Below are 22,244 nucleotides of genomic sequence, written 5' to 3' on the forward strand. Positions count from 1 at the left end.
TGCTATTGCGCCGAGGATGGCGTACAAGCGAAGGGTCGGCAAAACGCAGGCGGCTGAACAAAGGGCAAGACCGTACTTACACGTTGAAGTGCTTCACTTCCTCTCGCATCGCGGTCGCCAGCACGGTCAATCCCTGTGCCGAGGCGGCAGTTGCGGAAGCAGCTGCAGTATTTTCTTCTGACATCTGCGCCACTTGCTCCACGCGGGAGGCAATTTGGGTGCTTGCCGTCGTTTGCTCTTTCAACGCTGTGTTAATCACGCCGACGGCATCCTCGACGACCGCTGCGCTCTTCGTGATTCGCTCTATCGCACTGCGCGCCTGTTCCGCAGACGCCACCACGCTGCCTACTTTCTCCACGGTAATATTCATCCCCGCCACCGACTCGGTGGTATGAGATCTGATCTGCTCTATCATTTGCGCAATTTCCTTGGTGGCCCCGCTGGTGCGCTCGGCCAATTTGCGTACCTCATCGGCCACAACGGCGAAGCCACGGCCATATTCCCCTGCACGGGCGGCTTCGATGGCTGCATTCAACGCCAATAGATTGGTTTGGTCCGCCACTTCGCGGATCACGGCAACGATGCCGCTGATATGCTTGGATTGCTCTCCTAGTTCGCTGATCGTCTTCGCCGTCGAGCGGATGCTCTGCGCAATATCGCGGATATCGGTTGCCGTCTGTTGGATAACCAGCGTGCCTTCCTGCGACAATTTCCCTGCGTTCACAGAAGCTCGCCCCGCATCGTCGGTGTTGTCGCTGACCTGGCTGATGCTGACCGTCAATTGCTCTACAACAGCTGCCATGGCCGCAGTCGTTTCACTTTGTTGGCTGGAGGCTTGGGATACCTGCGTGGAACTGGTCGCCAGTGCTTCAGCGGCATTCGCCAACTCATTTGCATGGTCGCGGGTACTGGTGATCGTCTTCTGCAAGGATTGCTGCATCAAGGCCAAAGCGTTCAGCATCTGGCCCGTTTCGCTTTTGCCCCCGGTTTCGATGGCATGAGTAAGATCACCGGCAGCCACGGCTTGTGCTGCGGCGAGCGCTTGGCGAACGGGCCGCAAGATGCTCGCCGCGACCAGCCAGCCGATGACGGCGGCAAGGCTTGCCATTGAGACAATCGCTGCGAACAGTAGATTGCGTGTACTGCGCTGATGGCTGATCCTCGCCGCGATCAGATCGTCGAGTTGTTGCATGGCGGCATGCGTAAGCTTGAACTCAACGTCGATGGACTGGGTAAAGAACGCGATGTAGTCGGGCGCGGGATAGTCAAGCGTATCGACAGCGGCAACCTTACTCCGAGCGAGTTCAGCGGCCTCTCGGGCATTTTTACTTCCCTCGACCACCAAGGCGCCGATTTTCGCTTGAAGGTCACCGTTCGCGGCAACGGCCTTCTTCAGCGTATTCTCCATCCGTTCCGTGCCTGAGCGGGCCGTTGACAGCAGGCCATACACGACGGCTTTGCCATTCTGATCGATCTGCTTGGTGGCAAGCAGGCCTGCTCCCTTTGCGCGCAACTGGCCCAAGTTCTCCGCGAGCGTAGGAAGGTCTACATAAACCGCGCGCATCAAATAATAGGTGTCGGCGTCCGGGTCCAAGGAAAGGCCGAATTGATCCGCGATCTGTTCGACGACCTTGAGCAGGTAGACACAAAGCGCGGTGTGTTGCTGATAACTTTGCGGCACGTCAATGCTGCGCGTCGCCACGCCGCCGCTCAATCCTTGCCAATCGGCCCGCACCTTTTGCAACTGCTCCTTGAGGTCACCGGATTGGTCTTTCAGCTGGGTTTCCAGCAGGGCGAGCGTTTTCTCGACTTCCTCCTGCTTCGCTTGTCGCTTATCGGCAAGTTGGCTAGCGCCAAGAAATGCCGCCGAGAGTCCACGATGCTGTTGAACCTGTTGCAATAGATTGAGCGCGGTTTTCCCCGGACCAATGCCGAGTTGTTCGTTCAAAGAGATGTCGATAACCGTGTTTGCGTGGCTGAAATACAGATAGATTGGCGGGAGCGCCAAGCCGACTCCGAGTACCGCCAGGATGATAAATTTCTGCCACATCATCAGCCTGTCAAGAAATGATCTCAGCATTGCCATTACCTCGCTTGTTGCCTACAAGCTAGGTATAGATAGATAGGCTCTTGTCCTCAAGACAGGATCAGGCGTGCCTTGCCTGCTAATCGACAACCTCGCACCTGCCGCGCATCCTTCTCCCGCGCCCAGCGAGTGAACGCTCCCACGTTTCTGAAGGGAATCCGCAGGGCGAAACGGCATTGAATAGTCGGGCCATCAAGGCCCGACTAGTGACGCAGGGAAATGCTACATCAAACGATTTGCCGTCAGCATCGGGGCGTAATGCTCATGCGCCGGGATGGACTGGTGCAGCAAGGCTGCATCCCCTGGCGCAAACGCCGCCATCGCGTTGACCAAGCTGCTCAACTGCTGATCGACTGAGATACTTTGGCGTGCAACCATGGGAGGGCGCGGCAGGACAATATCCGCCGATCCTTGCGCCAAATCCGCTTGCAGCTTGGCCGTGACCACCTTGGCTTGGATCTGGGTATTGTTCCAGACCACGTTATCGCTGAACTTGAACTGCTCGATCCGATAGGCCAGCGCATTGGTCGCGTCGAAGTAGTTTTCGACGGTCACTTGGTCGGTCGCGCCGTACTTCAGGACCAAGTTGACGCCTACCTTCTGTACTGCGCTGATCTCGGTCGATTTGACGTCCTTGAACTGGATGGCATCGACGTTGTTCGCGGTCGTGTCGAAATCGCGGATTACATCGGCGCCGCCGCCCTTGGCTAGGGCATAGGTATCGCTGCCCAAGCCACCGTCCAGGCGGTTGGCACCGTTGTTACCTGTCAGCACATTGTTCAAGGCATTGCCGGTGCCGTTGATAGCGGCGGTACCGGGGGCGAGCGTCAGGTTCTCCAGATTGGCGCCCAAGGTGTGCGTGACGCCAGTCACCACGGTATCGCTGCCCTCGTTGGCGTTCTCGACAATCACTTCGCGGCCGTTGCTGACGATGTAGAAGTCATGGCCCAGTCCACCTGTAAGGGTGTTGTCGCCGCCACCGCCATCGAGCAGGTCATTACCCGCTTCGCCGAACAGTTGGTCGTTGCCGTTTCCGCCGCGCAGGTTGTCGTCGCCGTCGCCACCATTGAGGCGGTCGTCGCCATCATCGCCGGACAAGGTGTCGTTGCCACCCAGACCATAGATCGTGTCGTTCCCTGCGCCACCCGCCAGGCTTTCGGCGGCAGCGGTGCCATTGAGGTTGTCGTTGCCGGTCGTGGGGGTATTAGGCGGGATCAGCCGGGCAATCTCGGCGGCCGATATCCCGTTGCCACTCATGGGTTGAACGTAGGCAATCGCCGACTCGCCGCCGTTGAAGTGATTCAGCACCCGTACGCTACGGCTGGCATCGCCAATGACACCCACCATCAGGTCCATGCCTTCGCGGCGGAAGCTGAATTGATTGCGCGCCACGTCGGTAAAGATCAGCCAATCCGTGCCGCCCCCCGCGTTGTAGACCAGGTCTTCGCCCCAGCTTCCCCGGAACACATACTTGTCATTGCCGGCGCCGCCTTCCAGCCGGTCGTTGCCGCCCAGGCCGTCGAGCTGGTCATCCCCGCCAAAACCGCGTAGCAGGTCGCGCGTGGCTTGGCCCCACAGCAGGTTGTTGCCGGCATCGCCTTCGAATAGCTGGTCGTAGCCGAGCTGATAATCACGGGCCGCTTGCTTGATCTGGTCCTTACCCCACACCACGCCATCGGCAAACTGAATGCCGGCAATGGTGGAGTAGTAGCCGGCCCGGTCGCTGTCGATAAACTTGAAGTAGCTACCAACCTTGAGCGTGTCGTTGCTGCCGATGACTTCCAGCAAGAGGTTCTTGGCATTGTTGGGATCGTCGATCCGAATGCGGATATCGGCGGCCCTCAGGTCGCGCAGTTTGACGATGCCACGCAAAAGCGTGTTGGTGGGACCGCCGCCGAAATAGCTGGCGTCAGTGTTGTTGATGATGTCCTGCCCATCGCCCCGACCGAACAGATAGGTATCTTCGCCACCATAGCCTTCAAGCACGTCATTGCCGCTACCGCCTTCCAGGGTGTCGTTGCCATAACCACCTTGGATCGTGTCATTGCCGGCCAGCCCCTGTAACAAGCGGTCGCTGTGGTCGAAGTTGGTCATCACGTCGTTGTTAGTACCATTGCGTAGCGCCAGGGTATAAATCGTCTCGGGCGAAATCTCGGTGCCGTCCCCTCGCCGGATCAGGCCACCTTTGACGACACTGGGGCTCTCGTAATACCAGTAGTCGCTCAGGTGGGCCAAGTCATCCGAGCCCTTATGGCCAATGTCCAACTGGTAGCGGAAATAGCCGCGCCGGAAAATCAAATCGTCCTGGCCGACGCCTTGCCAGAGCTGGAGGGTATCGCTGCCCTTGAAGTCTCGGAGGGTATCCACGCCGCCGCCGTCCAGGATAAACAGATCACTCCCGTCCCCGCCGCTGAGGTTGTCATGACCGGCGCCGCCGATGACCGTATCGTTGCCTTCCTGGCCATCGAGCGAGTCGTCGTCGGCATCACCGCGCAGCAGGTCGGCACCCTGCCCACCATTGATATAGTCATTGCCCCCCTTGCCCAGCAGCACATCATCCAGGGTGGTCCCGGTGATGAAGTCCTGCTGCTCGGTGGCAAGATTGGCGAAATAGGCGTCGTGCAGATTGCGCGACGTCAGGCTGCTGCCATCGGCAAAGCTTGCCATCACCAGATTGTTGTAGCTGCTGGCGGCAAAGAACCATTGCACTGTGACGGTATCGGGACGGTCCTTGAAACCGATGACCAGGTCGCCCGTTTCGGCGAGGCGGGTCAGGGTCAGCTGGCTTGCCAACAGGCCGGCACCAAACTGGATGCGATCCTGTGCCTGCGTCCACGTCCCCGCGATGGTGTCTTGACCAAAACCCACATCGAATTGATAGGCGTTGTTGCCCGCTCCCCCGCTGAGTAGGTCATTGCCTGCACCGCCGATCAGCGTGTCGTTGCCATCCTCGCCACGTAGATCATCGTCGCCGGCCAGGCCGTTGAGTACATCGTCACTGGCGCCACCGATCAGGGTGTCATTACCCGCCGTGGCGGAATCGGCCAGTAGCTTTTGCTGAATGGCTGCACGGTTCCAGACTTGGCCATCTGCAAAGCGCATCTCGCTGATGGTGCCCCTTACCCCGAAGTAGTTCTGGATGGTGAGGGCGTCGGTGTTGTTGATGAAACTCACCAGCAAATCGTTGCCGGCCTGCTTCAGGCGCATATCAGCCCGCACGATATTGGCGGCGAACAGCAGGGTGTTGCTTTCGCCGATGGCGCCCTGGTCATTGATGGTGTCGCGACCATCGCCCAGGGCGAAGCGATAGGTGTCCGTACCGTCGTAACCGGCCAAGCTATCATTGCCGGCCAGGCCATTCAGCGTGTCGTTGCCCAGGCTGCCATCCAGACTTTCGGCTGCGGCGGTACCGGTCAGGTTCAGCGGGCCGGTGCGCAGTCGTGACAGCAGGTAGCCTAGTGAGACGACATCGCCGCCGAACGCAAAGTGGTCAATCGCGCCATCCAGGCCGCCCTTGATTAGCACATCATCTTGGTCGTTCAGGCGCAGGGTCAGGTCGCGACCGTTGGCGCTGACGGTAATCTGGGATCGGGCGATCTCATATAGGTTGAGCGTATCGTCACCGCCCGCATCGACGATCTGGTCATGACCGTCACCGCGCAGGTAGTGGTAGCCGTCATTGCCCAGCCCGCCTTCCAATTGGTCGTTGCCTACTTCGCCGTACAAGCTGTCGTTGCCCTGGTCGCCGATCAGGATGTCGTTACCAGCCCGACCGCTGAGAGTATCGTTGCCGCTGTTACCGTCTAGCTTGTCCGCGTAGAGCGAGCCGGTCACATTGTCGTCGGCCCGGCCACCAATGAAGTCCTCCGCCTGCTCGCGGTCGCCGAATTCGAGATTGATCGCACCGGTAAAGGCCGCGTCCATCACCTCTTTAAACGACAGGTCCAATTCGATGGGGGCGGGGTCGGCTTCAACAGCTTGTGTTGAGTCGGCAGCGCCCACGCGATTTGCCGACATGGTGGGATCGGCAGAAAGCGCAGCGATGCGGAAATTGCCCTTCTTCATTCCCCCTTGGAGGATGAAGCCGTTGCCGCCTGCCGTGAACACCAAGTCTTTGTCCTGACGTCCGATACGCAGGTTCGCCAGGGTGGCGCCCAAGACAAGCTGGTTGGCGCCGCTGTTGTCGTTGACCACGGAACGGCTGAGGGCGCCCGCAATGGCATCCGCCATCTCATAGCGGTCATCGCCGCCGCCTCCCTGAAGCGTCACACTATCGGCGTAGGCGGCGAGTGTGTCGTTACCACCTCCGCCTACCAGCCTATCGTGGTCGCCACCGGCCAGCACATCGTTGCCTTCACCACCATCCAGGACGCTATTGCTGCTACCGGTGAGTTGGTCGTTACCCGCCCCGCCCAGCAGGGTATTGCCATCGTCGGCGCTGATCAGGATGTCATCGCCTTCGCCGCCGTCAACGTAGTCGCCGCTATCGGCCGTGATCGTGTCATTGCCTTCACCGCCGTAGAGGCCATCCTTGCCGGACCCGCCATCCAGCTTGTCGTTGCCTTTGCCACCATTCAGGACATCGTCGCCAGTCTGGCCGCTCAATTCGTCGTCACCGTCGTCACCGTCCAGCTGATCCTTACCTTCGCCACCATCCAGCGTGTCCCTGCCGACACCGCCATGAAGGCCGTCATCGCCTTCCTGGCCATTCAAGAGGTCGGCTCCCTCATCACCCCACATATCATCCATGCCTTCACCGCCGACCAGGGTATCGTTACCGTAGGAGCCCTGCACCGCGTCATCGCCACTGCCACCATCGACGTAACTGTCGCCTACTTGGGCGCGGTCGGCATTGGTCGTCGCGGCAAAGACCAGATCGTTGCCATCGCCGCCATAGACTTGATTGCTGCCTGAACCGCCGGACACCACATCGTTACCCGCGCCGCCATCGACGACATTGCTATCCGTGATGGCACCATCGCCGCCCCAGACGTTGTCGTCACCCTCGCCGCCGTAGAGCGAGTCGGACCCACTGTGGCCGCCGCTCATCGTGTCGTTGCCGTCGCCGCCGAACAGCATATCGTTGTCAACATCAGGCGCTTCGCCGCAAATGCCGCCATACAGGAAATCATCGCCCGCACCACCGAACATCACATCGTTGCCCGCGCCGCCGATGAGGGTATCCTTGTCGGCGCCGCCATCGAGCGTATCGTCGCCCTCGTCGGCGCGCAGCACGTCATCACCTGCGTCGCCGGATAGTTGGTCATCGCCGCGATTGCCCAGCACGCTATCGCTCCCTGTCCCGCCCATTAGGGTATCGGCGCCATTGCCGCCTTCTGCAAAGTCATTGCCGTCGCCGGCATCGGCCAGAAAGCCGCTGCTGTTCTGCGCTTTGAAGGAATCCATGCGCATATCGAGCACGGGCGGATTGCTATTGCGGGTGGGTGTACCGGTAATGCCCCAGCCCTGATCGAAGCGGATCACCACCACATGGCTTGCTTCGCCGTACCGTTGCCATTCGAAGCGGTCGTTGAAAATACTGTTCGGCGTATAAGCCAGCGTCCAGTCCCGATAGCGCGCCCACTCCGCTTCAGAAATCCGGTTATTGGCATCTTTGGAAACACGCGGTTTCAGTAGCCAGTTGCCCTGGATATGGTCATCGCCGCTGCCGCCGAGTACATGCTTGCCGCCGTTACCGGTGTAGATATAGTCGTTGCCCTCGCCACCATCGAGCAGGCCATTGCCATCGGGTGCCAGGATAAAGTCGTTACCACCGTTGCCGTAGAAATTGACGGTGCCAGACGTTGGCACATTGTCCGTGGTCGCGGCCGGTGACCAACGCAGCGCGCTGGCTTGGGCTTCGGAGTCGCCCAGGAAGCCCAGCATATCGTTGTTGGCACGGCCGACGGTGCCGGCGTTTCTAACGGGCGCTTTGATATCGTCGGTCAGCGTGATACCGAGTTGGCCGCTATTAAAATTATGAATGGTGACGGTTTGCTTGCTGGCGACATCCGTAATAACCAAGTCGTGATTGCCCGTTTCGGGAGACCAATCGTAGGTCACGCCAGAATCGGATTCGCTGACAAAGCTACCATTGCGGGCTTCACGCGTTCCACCACGCAATACCTTGCCTAGGAAATTTACATTCCCACTGGTTTCATTGTCCGTAATAACGTCATTGCCTTCGCCGGCTTTGATGATGTAAGTATCCGCGCCTGTACCGCCCTTGAGCGTATCATCACCTTTCCCGCCGTCGATGATATTATCAAATCCGTTTCCAGTAACATCATCAGCACCGCCGCTGCCAATGACATTGTAGATTTTACTGCCGGAAGAAACGAGAATGGACCGCGTCTGTTTAGCAGTCATTAGAATAGCGATTTCCCCCGCTGAACCGGGCATTACGGATAAGTCGATATTAATCCTGCTCGCCTGTCCTCCAGCATTTCCCAGCTGGCTAAAATCAATATGATTTTGACCGTAAGGGTCCCAGATGGCCTTTCTTGTGTTTATGGATATTTTGTTGTCGATATTCCCGGGTAAATCTCCATCCACAAATTGATAGGTGGTGTCACCCTGAAAGCCAGTGCGACTGATACCGTAATATTTCTGTAGAATCTGCAGATTAAGATCCAGCGGAGCTATCGCGTATGGTGAAACATCCGTCATGACCGAGACGATGGCAGATGAATTTTCATTAGACAATAATTTTATATGGTCGTCTGCTTCATTGGTATGCGACTCGCCTAGTGCATGAAGTATTTCATGGAGAACATTTGCCTTCCATAGTGGTTCAGTCCACGGTCGCTCGTAAGCACGATCATCCATGATGATGTTGTAATAGTCCCATCGTTCTTGCTTGTCGGCAAAGCCCGCTGACTTTAACATCGAGGCTCCCCATTCTTTGATAAAAAACCGGGGGCGTATCGTACCGAACCGAATACTGGCAGTGTTCGCATCAGATTTTTGCACAAAAGTGACATTCAGATACTTTGAAATCGTATTCAAAAGGTCGGTGACTATTGCTTGCTGCGCAGCCGTGAATGTTTGAAATTGGCTTGCCTGTGACCGTGTTAGCATGCCTGAATAAAAAGTGGGCAAGCTAGACATAAAGGCGTAGGAAATCCGTGCGCCCGGTTGAAAGAGTGGGTTTAATGTTTTTCGGGTGTAATCGATTGTCATGAGGAATTAGAGAGCGAATAATCTATGAGTTTTAAGATAGCGAGCCACGTACTTTTTGCAAGCCGAGGATGTATTTTTACCTTTTTGCTCTATAATTTCTTGTGCCACATTTTTTTGACCTTCCGCTGGGGTTATCCCGTCCCAATAGCTAACACTAAAGGGGAAAAACCCCACCTCTGTAAACTCACCAGAAAGCTGCAACAGACTCAGCTCCTTACGTTCCTCAAGGAAAAATACATTTTCCTTTTCAAAAAAAGGCATTAACCATTTTTCGCGCCCCGCAAAGTCAACGCCTTTAGGCTTGTCAAACCCCCATTTGCGCTCTAAATAAAATTCAGGGAAAGGCAGTTCAATAATAATCTCTTGCTTTGGCTTCATTGTGGATGATTTAAGCACATCATTAATTTCAAATGCACCATAAATCATTCTGAAGCCGCTAGTAATATTGCTGTTTTTTATATCCCTGCCTTCATAAAGGCTTGAGCCATGAAAGTAACGAACATTTTTTAATTTGGCTGAAACGATATGTTTCGAGCATGCAACCTGTTCGCGCAGACTTGGATGTACTTTTGCTTCCTCGCCCGACCACACATCTGTTTGAAATGGTGTTCCAATCTCGCTCACATCAGGCTTAACTGATGGCACTGAACTGGCAAGTGACGAACATATTGTCAGCCCAAACGCTGCACCGTATTGGAAAAGACGCGATGCGGCCATTGACGCAATTTTCCCTTTTAACAATTTTCTCTCCTGATTAGTTTTTTGCTGTCCAGCTGTGCACTTACCCAATCCAATGAGAAGGCCCGGGCATGATACCTGCTGTCGCCAACTAGGGAAATCCGCAATAGTTAAGAGTTTTCTAATTCTCACTGCAATAGCAGACCTTGTCTAACGTCTCGCGATGATGGGAGTAGTAAGGGGCGAACAGCCGTCCACCTAACGAATGGCCTCGACATACTCTATGGTCTAAGCATGTGCGGCCGCTACAACGTCATCGACAATCCTAACGTGCGCGAACTTTGTGCCACGCTGGGTATAAAGCTTTACCCAGACACAAGGAAAAATATCGCCCCAGGCGGACAGGGGCAGTTTGTCGTTCAACGAGATGGGGAGCGCCAACTTCTCGACGGCATCTGGTCAGCGTTGATTCAGCCCAAGCCGGAGGGTAGCGGCTATCGGCCCCACCCCGACTTCAAGACATTCAACGCTCGAAGTGACCGACTAGGCACTAGCAAGCTTTGGCGTAGGCTATACACCTCCCAACGCGCCATTATCCCAACCAGCGGTTGGCATGAATGGGTAGGGAAGCAGTGCTACGAACTGAAGCCACTGGATGGGGCGCTGGCCTTCGGTGGCTTGTATCAGGTGTATGCCTTTGGTGAAGAACTTGTCCCGGCATACACCATCATTACGTGTCCGCCGCATGCTGGGCTGTCGCATATCCACGACAAGAGCCTTCCGCTCATCCTGCAGCTGGCTGACTTTGACGCATGGCTGGACCCAACATGGAAGCATCCCGAGATCTTTCAGTCGCTGATGCTGCCTAAGCTGCATGCTGGTTTACAGATCACGCCGGTTGATTCACCAAAGGCGCTGGTGCCTGTCGGGCCAATGGAGGTCGTAGAGGCGGACTGACTGTCCAATTTCACATGTGACCGCATGTGTGGAGCCGCAAGCCGATTGAAGCCACTGAACTGCGGGATACTTTCACAGCTCACTGTTTTGCTGTCGTGTGGGTCGGTCTGAAGCCTCTGACAGAAACTCGTCATGAATAGGTTTGACTGAGGCCGTGCAGGGCAGATTTCAGCAGGAAATGAACGCGGCAAACGCCAAATCATATTTACAAATCAATAGCTTACGAACCAGATCTTGAAGCCCGTCGCGTTCGTAATGCGAAGGTCGTCAGTTCGATTCCGATCATCGGCACCAATAAATCAAAGACTTAGGCCACCTTTCCGGGTGGCCTTTTTCTCGGGTATGCTAAAACTATGCTGTAGCATGTCGTCGAGCTTCGCGGCATGTTCTGCTAAATGCTGTGGCGCCAGGTGAGCGTAGCGCCTGGCCATCTCTTGCGACTTCCATCCAAAAATCTCCTGTAGCGCATAAATCGGGGTGCCGTCCTGAACAAGCCACGATGCAGAAACATGGCGTAAGTCATGCCAACGGAAGTTGTCGATGCCAGCCCGCTTCAGTGCAGCACGCCACGCCTTCGTATTGGCTTGCTTGATGGGGTTCCCCCGCCAGCAAAACACATGGGTTTCATGTTGACCGGCCCGCGACCTCAACACTTGAATCGCTGTTTCGTTCAACGGAATGCCGTGGTTCTCGCCATTCTTGAACTCCTCACCATCTACCCAGGCAACGCGCCTGTCCAAGTCCACACGATCCCACCGCAAGCCTAAAACGTTGGCTTGACGTAAACCAGTTGCCAGCGCAAAGACAACATATGCGCGTTGATGCACCGGTAATTCTTTGATCAAGGCTTGCACGCGCTCCTTGGTCAGCCATCGCACACGTCCCTTTGGCACCGGGAAAAGCTTGACTGCAGGCGCCCTTTCAATCCAATCCCACTCTCGCTCGGCTTTCCGCAGCATTGCTCGTAAGATCGCAAGGTGCTTGTTCTTCGTGCCCGCCTTGCCGGTGTGCTTTTGAATCGACTCTTGGATGTACGAACTTTTGATGGCATGCAACGCCATCCCTTCAAAAAAAGGTCGCCACCATCGAATGATGATCTTGTCATCATTCAACGATTTTTTGTGCGCCTTCTCCTGTAGCCAACGGACAGCCGCGTCATCAAAAGAACGTATTGGCCTATCGCCAATCTGATGCACCCTCCATAACTCGGCCTTCAGCCGGTCGTGGTACTCACGCGCCTGCTTCTCGTCGGCTGAGCGAGCAGAGTGTCTAACGTAAGTGCCGTCTGGTGCGACAAACCTAATGTGCCAGTTTCCGGATTTCTTTTGCTTGTAAATCGACATGAAGGGGTATCCCTGTGTGCCGTCGCTTGCCGCGCGCCGGGAATGTAATCTCCCCGGAGATATGCTGCAAGGTCGGTCTCTAAAATAACGTAGGCACGGCCAACCTTACGGCCCGGCGCCTCGGATGCTTTGATTTTGTGCCGCAGGGTCTCTGGGTGGCATTGCGCCAGTGCTGCGGCCTGCTCAAGCGTGTAGGTCCGCATCGATGCCCCTCCCTCCTCTACGAAGGCTGTACCGGTCAGGCAAGCCGCGAATGGACTCAACGACGACCGTTCCCTCCGCTGTCATCGCCTGCAGCTCCACGACAACAGCCTTCATGTCGAGGCGCAGGCAATGCGCCAAGTCGGCGGCAGTCACGCTGCTCCCAATCTGCAATGCGGCAACTAAAAGTGGCCTGGTATTCGTTCTGTTCAATGGTTTCTCCGTGTTCATCGGCTACGTCGCTAGACCGTTACCATTTGGCGGAGTGCATCGGCAGCCACGACTGCTACCGGCGCCACGTCCGCGTTAGCAATGCGGCGTAGTGCGGCGATAGCGATTGCGGTATCGCGCTGAAGGGCTTTCAGGTGCATTTCGGCGATATCCGCCCGTACTGCCAGGTTGGCGTTATGGAATTCCAGATTGATCAAGGCGTCGTCGTCCGATTGACCACCGGACAGCGGGCTGAGGTCTATATACATGGGGTAGCTTCCTGATTTGGGTATCCCGACACCGGCACGCAATCTCGTCCGGGCAGGAAAAAGCCCCCAGCTTTTCGGGCTGTGGGGGCTTGGTGAAGGGAGATGACCAATCCGCCTACGCCGTAGTCCTTTTCAGGCTAATCGGCGAATTACGGACGGATTTCGGTCTTTGAGAGGGCGTCAGAATGGGATGTCATCTTCAAAATCATCAAAGCCACCGCCGCTAGCCGGACCGGCCTGGGGAGCATTGCTCTTGCCCACCGACAGCTTTTTGAGCGCCTTGTCCTTGAGCGAGGCCTTCATTCGATCAAGCATCTCGGCCTTGGGTGCCCGGCGCAGAATCTCGGAGGCCAGCATGCGGGTATCCGGGTTGAAGACGCTGTACAGATCTATCCGGTTGGCGACCTTAATTTCTTGCGCTTGATCAAGGTATTCCTCGGGCGCTAGTTGCAGCAGCAGGCCGATGCGCTTGCCGGCCAGGTCGGGATAGGTTTCCACATCCTTCGGCACCTTGGCGCCGGCCTTGTGATCGTATAGCTCGATTGTCTGCCGCGTGGCCTGGATGCCACGTAGGGATAGGCACGTCATGATGGCGTGCAGCACATTATTGCCTGTGAGCATTTCGCCACTGGCCTTGGCCGTCCACAGCGTAATGCGCGCCTCTTGCTTATCGGTATCCTCGAAATGCAGTTCGATACCTTCGGTACCGGTGCGGCTGGATTTGACCGCAATGGCGTATTTAAAGGCGCCGATATACTCGCCCGTGGTTTGGATGCGGCTGGATTTCGCATCGGCCTTTTCGGCGGCCTTGGTGTCGAGATTATAAGAACGGGTCATGCAGATTCCTTATTGGAGTATTAGGCAGCGGGTGCATGCGTGGTCGAAATGCCGTAGTAGTCGCATAGGCAGGTATCCACAGCAGCCAGGTCGTTGTCGATCAGTTGGTCGGGGAACATGTCGGGCGGCGCCTTGACCGTGTCGCTACCGTTGTTGATCGTGCTGAATTGGAAGCGGCGATCCGTCACCACGGTGCGCAGCACGATGGTGAACAAGCCTTCCAGGGTGATTTTGTCGTCCAGCAGCTTGCCGATGGTCTTCATCTTCACGCGGCCGTATTCGTCGTTTTGCGTATGAGCAAGGATGTAGACCCGGACGTCGTCGGGCAGGTTGTTCGCGACGGTGAGGATGTCCCAGGCGTGCCGGCCGATCTCGGTGTACTTGTCGAACCCCCTCTCGTTGGATCTCCGCATGAACTCGTTCGCCAGCACATATTGGAAGTCGTCCAGCACGATGATCTTGCGGCTGGTCTTCTGCATCAGGTTGATGATGCGAGCGCTGAAGTCGCTGACGAAGATATTGCCGGGTTGTTTCTTCTCTCTGTCCATGCGCGCCCAGCCCATCGCTCGGAATGGCAAGGGCTTGCGCACGGCCTGGATCAACAGCGTTTGTGCGGGATCAAGGTCGCGCAGGCTATAGGTCTTACCCGTCCCGGATTCGCCCAGGACGATGGTGGCAATACTCATGGGCTTCCTTATCGGATATCGAGGCGCTGACCGCGCGCCAGGTGGGCACCGGGCACATCGCGGCCGGCTTTGATGGCTTCGGCGATCAGCTTCTTGTCGGGCTGGGCCGGCGGGGGATCGGGTCGGCGCATAAACTCGGCCGGGATCTGGCTGGTGGCATCGATCACCACGCTTTCCGGATTGCTGCGGATCGCCACCTTGAAGTAGGGGCTTTCGATCACGCTGATTTGGGTCGCCTGCATCGCGCCCTTGAGATAGTCGCGCAGGTTCTCGGCCCGGCTTTCCATCGCGCGGCGGCGCTCCGCCATTTGTTTCTCGGCACCCTTGATGGCTTCGACATTGGCTTCGAGGTTGCGAATGAACATGGCGACGTTGGTCGCTTTGTGTTCCAGGGCGCCGGCTAAGCCTTCGAGGGTGTCGGCGATCATTTCCGGCGGTAGATCTAGGTCGGCGAGCTTCTCCGCCGCAGTGCGGTATTCCTTGGCTAGTACGTATAAAGCGGTCATGCATCTCCTTTTAGAAAGTCACGGTTCGAGCCAGCTGACCAGGGCGGATAAGCCGACCCAGCCGACCAACCATAGGCAGGCCCAGGCAGCGATTTGCCAGGCTTGCGGTGGGGGCTCGGCAGGGGAAGGTTCCAGCCCTGGGCGGCTGGTAGAGGGTGGGATCATTGAGGGGCTTTCTGGCGAGCCAGGTAGCCCGCAGTGATGTAGGCGCTGTCGCAATGGGTGCAGTCCAGATATCCGCGCCCCAGGGCATCGCCTATGTTGTTGCAAGCCGTGCAACGGCTGTACCAGCTTGGTTCATGCCTGGCGCTCATGCAGCCATCCGCCAGCAGTAATCGTCCTCGCGCTGGCCCAGCACCTGTTCGATTTCGAGGATCTGTTCCTCGTTCAGCAGCGGCAGGATGTTGACGTCGCCTGCCATGGCACGCGTGGTGATGTATTCCTCGGCACAACCGGGATAGAAGGCGCTGCGTGCTTCCGGTGGTGCGTAGTCGTAGGTAACTTCCAGTTCGACGCCCCGGTAGAGGACGAATCGGGTAAATGACAGCAAGCAAGGACTCCAAAAAAATCGCCGCGCACTGCAGGCGCAGCGGGCGGCGAAAAACGCCTGTGTTACCAGGCGTCCGAGGCAAAAGGTTGAGGGGCGGCCCTCAAGGCCGGGAACTGGCCAGCATTTACTGCCACACAAGGCTTCCGACCGGACGTGGCAGCCCAATTCCCGGGCTTGAAGGCACCCGACTTTCCGGGTGGTCAGCAGCTTAGGCACATTCGCGGCTGCGTCGCGTTTCTCCCGCCTAACGGCGCCCCATGTGCCATGGTGGAGGGACTTTTCCATGAAACAAGACAACCGACTATCTGGCAGTGATCCAATCGGTTCGCTTGTGCGCTTATCGTGTGAAGCGCGGCACCCTCAGCCTTACGGTGGCTGGGCGACACGTCCGGTGATCTCGCGCCACCGGCTGGCGCCTTCCACGTGTCTGCTACCTCATCTGCGCTAAGGGCGTGATACCCATCTACCCGCCGGCCCGCTCTTGCGCTTCCGGCTGTGCATCGCATCGGTTTGAGACCGTGGCGTGATTTCCTGCTGCGTTGTTAAAGATCGGGCGGCGCTGGGCCTCTGGAGCCGGTGACGTGGCGTGCATCGGCTCGACAGAGTGTACTGTAAGCGCACTTACATTTTGATGCAAGTGATTTGTAAGTTAGTGGTATAAGCGGTCTGTAAGTAAATATTGCCATGCCTAGGTACGCTGCCGACTGAGCTGAACGAGCAACAAAAAGCCCGCCAAAAGGGCGGGCTGCTGAGTTAGGAAGTGGGATCGTTGCCCGCCAAGATAGGCGGATGGGGGCTATATGTCGTTTTGCACCTGTACTGCTCGTCCGAGGATGCGCAATGCATCCCCGTTGCCTTTATTGACATGCCAGTCTGGATGTCGAATCTTGTCTGGATTGTCCGAACTGATTCGGACCGAGCCATCGGCTTCCATGAAGATGCGCTTGATATAGAACTGGCCCTGGTAATCGATGGCGTACACATTGCCATTCCGAGCATTGACATCGGCCGTATTGATGGTCACCGAGGCGCAGTCTTGCACTGCGGGCGACATGCTGTCCCCGTCTGCCATGATAGTGACCAACTTGGTTGGGTCAAAGCCCTTACGGTTACACCAGCCCTTACGGAACCGGTTGGGCGTGCCTTTGGTATCTATTTCCCACTGAAGCCGGCCACCGCCGGCAGAAGCTTTTAACGTCAATCTCGCTACTTCCACTTCGTCTTCTTCTAAAGGATCCCCGTCTTCAAAGGTACGGATGGGGCGTGGTTCCGTACTGATATTGCCTTGCCCATGTGGGGAGCGCTCCCCCTTGCCGGTCGCCAGCCAAATCGGGTGCACATTCAAGTGCATGGCGGCCTTCAGCAGGTTCTCCCCTTTGATGGACTTGGTTGCGCCTGTACACCAGCCATTGACTGCAACTGATGAGACGCCGATTCGTCGGGCTAACTCGGACTGGTCCAGCCCTGCGAGTAGCAGGGCTTCGGAAATCCGATCTTTAAGTAGAGTGCTCATATAAGCAAGCTTACCAAGTAATTTCAATTTTGTGCTTATACATACTTTGACTATACGTGTAAATTCACTTATAGTTACGTCATGAAAAAAGCATTCGTCTTCTCTCTCCTTGGTGGCGCCTCTCAAACAGCCCGGACCTTGGGCATCTCACAGCCTGCCGTGACGCAGTGGTCCGAAGACATCCCTGACTCGGCCATCGGGCGCATTGCCCGGCTACGACCTGACGTACTGCGCGGGTGGTGGAAAGCAGAGCGCAAGGTGCGTCAGGTCGCATAAGTCCGCGCACTTACTCTGGGGCCGGCTTTCGCCGCTCCAAGCCATACGCCGCAGTGTAGGGCGTACTCCCCAAACAAAATACGTTCGAGGTAACCCGCGCATGAACATTTAACGGTGCCGCCTTAGGTGAGCGGATTGAGGTGCTGCTGGTACGCAGCAGAAAAGGTAAAGCCCCGCAGGCGTTAGCGCGCCTAGGTGCGGGGCTTCATGTTCGAGCAAGAACGAAGGAAATTATGAATCAACTTAAGCAATTGCACCAGCGTATCGCCGACTGGCTGCGCGAACGCCGTATCGACCGCTTCCGTGCGTTGATGGCAGCCGCCTATACCGCTGGCGACATCGTGGCTGCTCGCCGCGTACAAAGCCGCTTCCTGGGCGAAATCCGGGCGCGCTCGCCTGAACAGCGTCAGCGCATGGCTGCGTTTTGGGCGGAAAGGATCGCACGATGAGCAGCGTTGTTCGCCTGGTCGATTACCGCGCTGCCAAGGCCGTTGTGCCGGTGGAGGAGACTCGCATTCAGCATAGCTTTGTCGCCATCCCGACTGCGGTCGAGGATGCCCTGTTGCGCTCGCCTTTGAGCAAGCAGCAGGAGCGGGTCTTCCGCGCCATCCTGCGCAAGACCGTGGGCTACAACAAGTCCTCGGACTTCATCGCCACCACCCAACTGGCCGAGATGGTCGCCATGGACGAGGGTGACGTTCGTCGCGCCCTGATGACCCTGGAATCCATGGGGATGATCGTGCGCGGCCAACGTCGTGCGATTGGTACCGAAATCGCGCCAAACCTTGATATATCGGGCTGGAATCTCGTTCGTGGTGAATCCCCACGTTCTACCCAGAAATCCCCACGTTCGTGTGAAATTCCCACGTCTATTCGTGGTGAATTCCCCCCCACAATAGACAACTCCAATAGACAAGTACTACCCCCTGTAGTCCCCCCAGCCAAAAAAGCGCCACGGCAGAAGCGAGCCGAGCAAACGATGCGTGCCTGGTTGGAGGCGACCAAGGCTGCTGGCGAGACGCCGATTCCTGAAGGCGACTCGGTGTTCCAGTACGCCGAGCAGGCTGGCATACCGAGAGATTTCCTGCGTCTCTGCTGGTGCGAATTCCGTGACCGTCACTCGGACGGCGTGAAGACCTACAAAGACTGGCGTGCTGCCTTCCGGCTGTGCGTTCGTGCTGACTGGTACCGGCTGTGGGCGGAAAACCAGCAGGGTGAGAAGTACCTGACCACCGCTGGCAAGCAAGCGGCTGCGGTGCATGGGGTGGGCGAATGAGCGACATGACCTTTCCCCCACTGCCGGTGCTGTACAGCGAGCACAGCGAACAGGCCTTGATTGCTGGTCTGCTGATCGACAGTTATGCCCTGGACCGCATTGCCGACCAACTGCTGCCGCGCCATTTCTTCGTGCCGGAATGCGCCCTGGTCTACACCGTGATGCTAGGCCTGTTCCACGACAACCGGCCCATCGATGTGGTGACCGTGGCGGAAGTGCTGGAACGGCGCGGCGAACTCGATGAGCTGGGCGGTCTGGCTTGGTTTTCCTCGCTGGTGCGCAACTCGGTGGGCTCGGCCAACGTGAAGCGCTACGCCGAGATCATCGTCGAAAAGGCCATGATGCGCGGTGGTATCTCGGCAGCCTCCTCACTGGTCGAACGGCTGGAAGCAGGCGACTGGGAGCATTCGCCGACCGAGGTACTGCAAAGCGTTGCGGCGCAGATCGAGTCGCTGGCGGATACCGATGCCTGCGATGCCGACACCCTGACAGCCGCTCAAGCGGCGCACAGCGCCATGCTGGAAATCCAGGCAACGCTGGAGGCTGGCGACACACCACGAGGCGTGCAAACCGGCATTGCCGAGCTGGATGCCGCACTGGGTGGCGGTTTCCGCGATGGCGACTTGGTGATCGTTGCCGGCCGGCCCGGTATGGGTAAGACCGTGCTGGCGATGAACATCGCCGAGCGGCTGGCCGAACGCGCCCCGGTGGTGGTCTTCAGCATGGAGATGGGCCGCGAACAATTGGGCATGCGGCAAATCGCCAGCCTGGGCAGCGTGAACCTGGGTGGGCTGATGCGCGCCGACCTGACCGAAGACGAGCGCTACGGCATGGTGGCCGCGCTGAGCAAGATCGATGCGCTGACGCTGGAAATCGATTTCCGCCCGGCGCTGACGGTTGCCCAGGTGCGTGCCAAGTGTCGCAAGTTGCGTCGCAAGAACGGCGGCCTAGGGCTGATCGTGGTGGATTACCTGCAATTGATGCAGCACCCCGGCACGGAGAACCGCGTCAACGAAATCACCAAGATCAGCGGCGGCCTTAAGGCGCTGGCCAAGGAGATGCGCTGCCCGGTGATTGCCCTGTCCCAGCTCTCGCGCAAGGTGGAAGAGCGCATGGACAAGCACCCGCAGATGGCCGACCTGCGCGAGTCGGGCTCCATCGAGCAGGACGCCGACACGATCCTGTTCGCCTACCGTGACGAGTACTACCAGCCGGATTCACCCTACAAGGGCGTGGCCGAGATCGGTATCGCCAAGCAGCGCATGGGCGAGTCGGGCAAGTGGGTGCGAGCAGTGTTCGAGGGCCAATACAGCCGCTTCCGCAATCTGTCGCCGGGTTGGACGGCCCCGGAGCAACCGAAGCCGGCAGCACGCAAAGGGGGCTTCGCATGAGCGATCGCATGGAATACCGCGTCCTGGCGGAAGTGGCTCTGCGCCCCGTCATGCTGCGGGTGTGGCAGCAGGTGAAGGGGCTGGTCGATGCTGGCGTGGTGGCCCGCCTGAGGGTGGAGGCCGGCGACGCCCGCAGCAGCGAGCAGAACGAAAAGATGTGGGCCATGTTGGCCGACATCGCTCGCCAGGTGGAGTGGTACGGCCAGTGGCTGACTGCCGAGGAGTGGAAGCACGTCTTTTCGTCGGCCTTGGAAAAGCAACGCGTGGTGCCCGCCCTGGAAGGCGGCGGCTTCGTCGTCCTAGGTGTGTCCACGCGGCGGCAATCGAAGCGCTGGTTCAGCGATATGTTCGAGTTGATGTACGCCTTCGGGTCAGAGCGCAATGTGCGCTGGTCCGCGCCGGCCTGGATGGTGGAGGCCGGCCGATGAGCATCCACAGCAAGAAACTGCGCAGCAGTGCCCAGGGCGAAGACTGCACCTTCCAGATCGCAGGCGTATGCCAGGGGCGTACCGACACGGTGGTGTTATGCCACCTGCCGGATGAAAGCCACGGGATGGGTTTGAAGGCGGATGACATCAGCGCTGCATTCGGCTGCTGGGAATGCCATGACGCCATCGACGGCCGGGCACGGCATGCCTTCGCACCGGGCGAAAAGGATTGGTATCTGCGCCGCGCCCAAAGCCGGACCTTGCGGCGGTGGGTGGCGTTGGGTCTGGTCAAGGTGGCCGGATGAGTCCGGATTGCCGCCGCTGCGCCGAGCTATCGGCCTTCGCCAATTGCGGCGCCATCCTGCGCGGCCGGGTGTGCAAAGCGGACGGCACGCCCTACCTGCCAGGCGCGCTCGCCGGGCCGCCCAATCCGACCGCCTGGGCAGTTCGGTGCGGTGCCTTCACAGAAACCGGCTATGCGGTCAGCCTCCCGAAAATGGGACCGCAATGGGCATGAACCCGACAACAATAGAAAGAACTATGGATTTGAAGACACTGAGTTTTACCGTTCCTGGCGAGCCACAAGGCAAGGGCCGCGGTCGTATCGTGCGGTGGGGCAAGAAGGCCGGCATCAAGACCCCGGAGAAGACCGTCGCGTATGAGGGCCTAGTCGCCCATTGCGCTTCGCAAGCAATGAATGGCGCGGCACCTATCGATGGGGCCGTCGCCGTGACCATACGCATTACAGTCTCGGTACCGCGCTCCTGGCCCAAGCGTCGCCGCGAGCATGCCCTCGCTGGTCACGTGCTGCCGACCACCAAGCCTGATATCGACAATGTCGAGAAGGCGATCTTTGACGGGCTCAACGGTGTGGCCTGGCGCGATGACGTGCAGGTGGTTGAAGTCCGCAAGCAGAAGCGTTACGGCGAGCTGCCTGGTGTGGCTGTGTCCATCCAGACGCTGGAAGTGGGGGCCGCATGAAGATCCCCCACAACTCTATCCGCAGCAGCCTGGCTAAGCACGCTACGACCGGCACGGCCGGCGATGCCGAACTGAAGCAACTACGCGCAGCTGCCTGGCACAAGCAAGGCGTGCTGGTGGTGCGACTGGACGATGTCCGCGACGACTGGGATCGCCTGTACCTAAGCAATATCGCAACTGAACTGTATGGACAACGTAAGGAGGCCCGCTAATGGCAATTTTTAAGAGCGTGCCGCAAGCACTGCATTTCGCCTACACCATCCAGGCTTATGAGATCGGCGCGGAAAGCGCCATGACCAAGGCACTGCGCCGCATCATGATGGAACTGGGTATCTGGGAAGAACCCGGCGCGACGAACACCTCGGTAGACTTCAGTGGCCTGGACCGCATTGAAGTCCGTGCTCAATGCGCCATGATTCGTCAGATGGTCGACGACCATTTGCCGTGGGCAGAGCGCTGCGCCATCGTGGCCCGCTATGAGCCTGCCGAGCGTGTCGAGGAAAACGGCAAGCGCCGCTTCCTGTTCTCACCGGTTCGATACCAGGCAATCCGGGCATTGTCGGACTACTTGGCGCCGTCGTTCGGCCGGTACAACCGCGACACCATCGACCTTATCGTCGCGCGCGTCTCAGATCGCCGTGTAGTGGAAGGCAGCTACCGCGAAGTGGCAGCCAAGCTTGGGATGGCGCATACAACCTTCGCAGATGTCTACAAACGGGTCCGAGGGCGGGTGGTGGAGTTGGAGAATCAGGCCATGGAGCGATTACTCGAACGGTTTATACCGGAAATAGTAGAAAATGAGGTCGCGTTTTCAATCTAGAAGTGAGTGCTGGGACCAAGGAGTCCCAGCTTCACTGAACCAGCGAGAATCTTG

22 protein-coding genes and 2 pseudogenes are annotated in these 22,244 nt (G+C 58.0%); 11 read left to right on the top strand and 13 right to left on the bottom strand.

All coding sequences use genetic code 11. The features are described 5' to 3' along the window. Positions 1–76: 76 nt before the first annotated feature. The 4 genes and pseudogenes from FNU76_RS18970 to FNU76_RS18980 form a co-directional block, all read right to left on the bottom strand. Positions 77–2,086: a methyl-accepting chemotaxis protein gene (locus tag FNU76_RS18970; RefSeq protein WP_144279650.1), complete on the bottom strand. Its 2,010-nt coding sequence runs from the start codon at positions 2,084–2,086 to the stop codon at positions 77–79. Positions 2,087–2,308: 222 nt separating this feature from the next. Beyond that, on the bottom strand, positions 2,309–8,149 hold the full coding sequence (locus tag FNU76_RS18975; protein ID WP_263405631.1) for a calcium-binding protein: 5,841 nt from the start codon (positions 8,147–8,149) through the stop codon (positions 2,309–2,311). A gap of 153 nt (positions 8,150–8,302) precedes the next feature. Beyond that, positions 8,303–9,268: pseudogene (locus FNU76_RS25315) on the bottom strand (zinc metalloprotease); the annotation flags it as partial. A 6-nt stretch (positions 9,269–9,274) separates the two neighbouring features. Next, complete coding sequence (locus tag FNU76_RS18980; RefSeq protein WP_144279652.1) at positions 9,275–10,009, bottom strand: hypothetical protein; 735 nt, start codon at positions 10,007–10,009, stop codon at positions 9,275–9,277. A 231-nt stretch (positions 10,010–10,240) separates the two neighbouring features. Between FNU76_RS18980 and FNU76_RS18985 the strand changes: the two genes are divergently transcribed. Next, on the top strand, positions 10,241–10,903 hold the full coding sequence (locus FNU76_RS18985) for an SOS response-associated peptidase (protein ID WP_144279653.1): 663 nt from the start codon (positions 10,241–10,243) through the stop codon (positions 10,901–10,903). Between the two features lie 299 nt (positions 10,904–11,202). Here the strand turns inward: FNU76_RS18985 and FNU76_RS18990 are convergent, their stop codons facing one another. From FNU76_RS18990 to FNU76_RS19025, 9 genes and pseudogenes are all read right to left on the bottom strand, one after another. Beyond that, positions 11,203–12,246, bottom strand: coding sequence for a tyrosine-type recombinase/integrase (locus FNU76_RS18990; protein ID WP_144279654.1), 1,044 nt, complete (start codon positions 12,244–12,246; stop codon positions 11,203–11,205). Between the two features lie 62 nt (positions 12,247–12,308). Next, a pseudogene (locus FNU76_RS25320) lies at positions 12,309–12,449 on the bottom strand (helix-turn-helix domain-containing protein); the annotation flags it as partial. Positions 12,450–12,689: 240 nt separating this feature from the next. Next, positions 12,690–12,926 (bottom strand): hypothetical protein, encoded by a 237-nt coding sequence (locus tag FNU76_RS19000; protein WP_144279656.1) that lies wholly within the window; start codon positions 12,924–12,926, stop codon positions 12,690–12,692. Positions 12,927–13,106: 180 nt separating this feature from the next. Next, positions 13,107–13,763: a hypothetical protein gene (locus FNU76_RS19005; RefSeq protein ID WP_144279600.1), complete on the bottom strand. Its 657-nt coding sequence runs from the start codon at positions 13,761–13,763 to the stop codon at positions 13,107–13,109. Positions 13,764–13,783: 20 nt separating this feature from the next. Further along, positions 13,784–14,449 (bottom strand): AAA family ATPase, encoded by a 666-nt coding sequence (locus FNU76_RS19010; RefSeq protein ID WP_144279657.1) that lies wholly within the window; start codon positions 14,447–14,449, stop codon positions 13,784–13,786. Between the two features lie 8 nt (positions 14,450–14,457). Next, a complete protein-coding gene (locus FNU76_RS19015) occupies positions 14,458–14,955 on the bottom strand; it encodes a siphovirus Gp157 family protein (protein ID WP_144279658.1) in 498 nt (165 codons plus the stop codon). Between the two features lie 18 nt (positions 14,956–14,973). Further along, positions 14,974–15,120 (bottom strand): hypothetical protein, encoded by a 147-nt coding sequence (locus tag FNU76_RS24180; protein ID WP_179958193.1) that lies wholly within the window; start codon positions 15,118–15,120, stop codon positions 14,974–14,976. 145 nt (positions 15,121–15,265) lie between these two features. Continuing rightward, on the bottom strand, positions 15,266–15,505 hold the full coding sequence (locus FNU76_RS19020; protein WP_144279659.1) for a hypothetical protein: 240 nt from the start codon (positions 15,503–15,505) through the stop codon (positions 15,266–15,268). 796 nt (positions 15,506–16,301) lie between these two features. Beyond that, positions 16,302–17,018: a LexA family transcriptional regulator gene (locus FNU76_RS19025; protein WP_143856554.1), complete on the bottom strand. Its 717-nt coding sequence runs from the start codon at positions 17,016–17,018 to the stop codon at positions 16,302–16,304. An 81-nt stretch (positions 17,019–17,099) separates the two neighbouring features. Between FNU76_RS19025 and FNU76_RS25325 the strand changes: the two genes are divergently transcribed. The 10 genes from FNU76_RS25325 (at position 17,100) to FNU76_RS19075 (ending at position 22,190) form a co-directional block, all read left to right on the top strand. Then, positions 17,100–17,294, top strand: a complete 195-nt coding sequence (locus tag FNU76_RS25325) for a Cro/CI family transcriptional regulator (RefSeq protein WP_143856555.1) — start codon at positions 17,100–17,102, stop codon at positions 17,292–17,294. A 233-nt stretch (positions 17,295–17,527) separates the two neighbouring features. After that, entirely contained in the window at positions 17,528–17,743 is a 216-nt protein-coding gene (locus FNU76_RS19035; protein WP_143856556.1) for a hypothetical protein, read from the top strand. Further along, positions 17,740–18,570 (top strand): replication protein, encoded by an 831-nt coding sequence (locus tag FNU76_RS19040; RefSeq protein WP_144279660.1) that lies wholly within the window; start codon positions 17,740–17,742, stop codon positions 18,568–18,570. Before FNU76_RS19035 ends, FNU76_RS19040 begins: the two co-directional genes overlap by 4 nt. A 5-nt stretch (positions 18,571–18,575) precedes the next feature. After that, on the top strand, positions 18,576–19,961 hold the full coding sequence (dnaB, locus tag FNU76_RS19045) for a replicative DNA helicase (protein WP_179958194.1): 1,386 nt from the start codon (positions 18,576–18,578) through the stop codon (positions 19,959–19,961). Beyond that, positions 19,958–20,389, top strand: coding sequence for a recombination protein NinB (locus tag FNU76_RS19050; protein ID WP_223879093.1), 432 nt, complete (start codon positions 19,958–19,960; stop codon positions 20,387–20,389). The genes dnaB and FNU76_RS19050 overlap by 4 nt, the downstream gene beginning before the upstream one ends. Next, complete coding sequence (locus FNU76_RS19055; protein WP_144279662.1) at positions 20,386–20,694, top strand: nuclease domain-containing protein; 309 nt, start codon at positions 20,386–20,388, stop codon at positions 20,692–20,694. The genes FNU76_RS19050 and FNU76_RS19055 overlap by 4 nt, the downstream gene beginning before the upstream one ends. Continuing rightward, positions 20,691–20,906 carry a hypothetical protein gene (locus FNU76_RS19060; RefSeq protein WP_144279663.1) on the top strand — a complete coding sequence of 72 codons (216 nt, stop codon included), beginning with the start codon at positions 20,691–20,693 and terminating at the stop codon, positions 20,904–20,906. Before FNU76_RS19055 ends, FNU76_RS19060 begins: the two co-directional genes overlap by 4 nt. A gap of 23 nt (positions 20,907–20,929) precedes the next feature. Continuing rightward, the gene (locus FNU76_RS19065) at positions 20,930–21,370 is read left to right on the top strand and encodes a RusA family crossover junction endodeoxyribonuclease (protein ID WP_144279664.1); all 441 of its coding nucleotides are present in this window, start codon (positions 20,930–20,932) and stop codon (positions 21,368–21,370) included. Next, complete coding sequence (locus FNU76_RS19070; protein WP_144279665.1) at positions 21,367–21,582, top strand: hypothetical protein; 216 nt, start codon at positions 21,367–21,369, stop codon at positions 21,580–21,582. The genes FNU76_RS19065 and FNU76_RS19070 overlap by 4 nt, the downstream gene beginning before the upstream one ends. Next, on the top strand, positions 21,582–22,190 hold the full coding sequence (locus tag FNU76_RS19075; RefSeq protein WP_144279666.1) for a hypothetical protein: 609 nt from the start codon (positions 21,582–21,584) through the stop codon (positions 22,188–22,190). The genes FNU76_RS19070 and FNU76_RS19075 overlap by 1 nt, the downstream gene beginning before the upstream one ends. Positions 22,191–22,244 lie beyond the last annotated feature (54 nt).

This window comes from Chitinimonas arctica (genome assembly GCF_007431345.1).
Classification (GTDB): Bacteria; Pseudomonadota; Gammaproteobacteria; order Burkholderiales; family Chitinimonadaceae; genus Chitinimonas; species Chitinimonas arctica.